The following is a 3,305-nucleotide window of genomic DNA, read 5'->3' on the forward strand; positions in this document are numbered from 1 at the left end:
AACCTCAACAAGGGAGATTTTGCCCAGTTCGGCAACAACCAGATGCTGGCTGCCGACCCGGATACGGGAGAAATTCGTCGCTTCTTGACCGGGCCGATTGGACAGGAGATCACCGGCGTGGTTACCACTCCCGACCAGCGCACCATGTTCATCAATGTCCAGCACCCCGGCTCCACCACCAGTGCCGAAGACTTCGCTGCCGGCAAGATTGCTTCGCGCTGGCCTGACTACGACGACAACATCTATCCCCGCTCGGCGGTGGTGGTGATTACCAAAAATGACGGCGGCGTCATTGGTACCTAGTTGGCGCCGAAGCCGTCAACTTAACCCAGCGGCAGGGATCCCTGCCGCTTTTTCCTGCAAGAGTTACTCCCCTCTCCCTGAGGGAGAAGGGCCTACTCCCACAAGTTCAAATCGGTCACCGCCCCCAGGCTGCTGCTGGAGACGAGCTTGGCGTACTTGGCCAAGGTGCCCCGTTTGTAGCGAGGCTCGGGGGGAACCCAGCGGGCGCGGCGGCGGGCCAGTTCTTCCTCGCTAACATGCAGGTGCAACAGACGAGCGGGGGCATCGATGGTAATTAAATCCCCTTCTTCCACCAGGGCAATGGGGCCGCCTACGTAGGCCTCAGGCGCCACATGGCCCACCACCATGCCGTAGGTACCACCAGAGAAGCGGCCATCGGTGATCAGGCCCACGCTATCTCCCAAGCCAGCGCCGATGATGGCCGAAGTGGGGGAGAGCATCTCCCGCATGCCAGGGCCGCCCTTGGGGCCTTCGTAGCGGATCACCACGACGTCCCCTGGTCGAATTTGGCCAGCAAGGATAGCCTGCAGACAGGACTCCTCCGAGTCAAAGACCCGCGCCGGCCCCGTGATCTTGGGTGTCTTGACGCCGCTAATCTTGGCCACTGCCCCTTCGGGAGCAAGGTTACCTTTGAGGATGGCTATGTGCCCTTGGGGGTAAAGGGGGCTGTGCCAGGGGCGAATCACCTCTTGGTCAGGGCTGGGCTCGTCCGGCACGTCCCGCAGGACTTCGGCAATTGTCTGGCCGGAGATGGTGAGGCAGTCCCCGTGCAGCAAGCCGTGGTTGAGCAGGATCTTCATTACTTGGGGGATCCCGCCAGCCCGGTGCAGATCGGTGGCAACAAAGCGGCCCGAAGGCTTGAGGTCGCAAAGGACGGGCACGCGGGCGCGGATGGTCTCAAAGTCATCCAACGTCAGGGGCACCTCCGCGGCGTGGGCAATGGCCAAAAAGTGGAGCACGGCGTTGGTGGATCCCCCTACGGCCATGATGACGGAGATGGCGTTCTCAATGCTCTGGCGGGTGATGATGTCGCGGGGCCGAATGTTGGCTTTAATGGCCTCGGCCAAGACCTTGGCCGATTGGGCAGCGCTTTCGGCTTTTTCTTCATCCTCTGCCGCCATGGTAGAGGAATAGGGCAGGCTCATGCCCATGGCCTCAAAGGCGCTGGACATGGTGTTGGCGGTGTACATGCCGCCACAGGATCCGGCACCGGGGCAGGCGTGGCGCTCCACCGCCAGCAGCTCTTCCTCGGAGATGTGCCCGGCGCTGTACTCCCCTACCGCTTCAAAGGCGCTGACGATGGTGAGGTCGCGGCCGTTGTAGTGCCCCGGCTTGATGGTGCCGCCATAGACAAAGATGGAGGGCACGTTGAGGCGGGCCATGGCAATCATCGCCCCCGGCATGTTTTTGTCGCAGCCACCAATGGCCAAGAGACCATCCATACTCTGGCCGTTGACCACCGTCTCGATGGAATCGGCAATCACCTCCCGCGACACGAGGGAGTACTTCATGCCCTCGGTGCCCATGGAAATGCCGTCGCTGATGGTAATGGTGCCGAAGATCTGAGGCATGCAGCCGGCCTCCCGCAGGGCAGCTTCGGCTCGCTCGGCCAGGGCTTGGATGCCGATGTTGCAGGGGGTAATGGTGCTGTGGGCGTTGGCGATGCCGACGATGGGCTTGCCGAAGTCCTCATCGCGAAAGCCCACCGCCCTGAGCATGGCGCGGTTGGGGGAGCGCTGCACCCCCTGGGTGACCACTTGGCTGCGCAGCGGAAAAGGAGAGTTGGCCATCATTGGTAAGAAGAAACAGAGAAAAGTGAGCAGGGAAAAGAATGGGTAGAACTCATCCTACCGCTTTTCCCAAAGGCAACCGTAACCCTCCTGACAAGAGGGATCCGGCCAAATCTGAAGCAACTCTGTAAGTTCTCGGCACCTGCGCCGAGAATCGGCCAGCCTACCTAGTAAAGGGGATCCCAGATTCCAATTGCGTCAGCGGGACGCAGTCCTTGCCCTCCGGTTCGAGATACAGAAGCCAGGAACCTCTTGTTCCGGCGTTTCCTCTTAGGTGTCAGTGAAGCCGCGTATGGTTCTCAGCTCTCCTCCCTCCCCCGCCGCCGTGCCCAGCAGCGCCGAACGGGAGATGGCGCGGGATGTGCTCACCCTCTCCCGCCATGTCTTGCAGCAGTTTGGCAGCTTTACTGCCGAGGCCCAGGACTTCAGCGCCCTGATGAACCGCATTGCCCTAGCCGGCAAGATGATTGCCCGTCGCCTCAGCCAGGCAGGGCTGATCGAAGGAACGTTGGGGGTGACCGGCAGCGTCAATGTCCAAGGGGAAGAACAGCAACAGATGGACGACTATGCCAACCGGGCCTTCATCCGCGCCTTGGAGCAGACGGGCCTGGTGTGTCGGCTGGTGTCAGAAGAGATGAAAACCCCAGCTCGCCTGCCGGAAAACTGCTCCCTCAGCCGCTTGGCCCTGGTGATCGATCCCTTGGATGGATCTTCCAACATTGACGCCAACCTCAGCGTCGGCTCGATTTTCTCCGTCCTTCATCCTCTAGAGGATCGTCCGGAAGCAGACAACCAAGATCTCCTGCAGCCGGGCCGCCGCCAACTGGCTGCCGGCTACATCCTCTACGGCCCCAGCACCCAACTGGTCTATTCCGTCGGCAAGGGGGTACACAGTTTTACGTTGGATCCCAGCTTGGGCGAGTTCATCCTCTCCAGGAGCGATATTCGCATTCCCGAACGCGGCTCCGTCTACAGCCTTAACGAGGGCTACTTCTGCCAGTGGAGCGAAGGGATCCAGAACTATGTCCGCTACGTCCACCGCCACGATGGCTACACCTCCCGCTACAGCGGCGCTCTGGTGGCGGATTTTCACCGCATCCTCCTTCAAGGCGGGGTGTACCTCTATCCGGGCACCCAGAAAAAACCAGAGGGCAAGCTGCGGCTGATGTACGAGGCCAACCCGCTGGCGTTTTTAGTTGAGCAGGCGGGGGG

General features: G+C 61.2%; 3 protein-coding genes. 2 read left to right on the plus strand and 1 reads right to left on the minus strand.

The window, feature by feature from the left end:
* A partial coding sequence (locus NW863_RS09005; RefSeq protein WP_414365871.1) for an alkaline phosphatase PhoX occupies positions 1 to 303 on the plus strand: 303 nt, incomplete at its 5' end.
* 92 nt (positions 304 to 395) lie between these two features.
* Here the strand turns inward: NW863_RS09005 and ilvD are convergent.
* Positions 396 to 2,093 carry a dihydroxy-acid dehydratase gene (gene ilvD, locus NW863_RS09010; protein WP_414365872.1) on the minus strand — a complete coding sequence of 566 codons (1,698 nt, stop codon included), beginning with the start codon at positions 2,091 to 2,093 and terminating at the stop codon, positions 396 to 398.
* 349 nt (positions 2,094 to 2,442) lie between these two features.
* Between ilvD and fbp the strand changes: the two genes are divergently transcribed.
* On the plus strand, positions 2,443 to 3,305 hold an 863-nt coding region (gene fbp / locus NW863_RS09015), incomplete at its 3' end, for a class 1 fructose-bisphosphatase (RefSeq protein WP_414365876.1).

This window comes from Synechococcus sp. B60.1, from assembly GCF_047462555.1.
Lineage (GTDB): Bacteria > Cyanobacteriota > Cyanobacteriia > Thermostichales > Thermostichaceae > Thermostichus.

Bases quoted from the DNA above. Each gene is read 5' to 3' on its own strand.
- ilvD (WP_414365872.1), bottom strand. From the start codon at position 2,093: ATGGCCAACTCTCCTTTTCCGCTGCGCAGCCAAGTGGTCACCCAGGGG.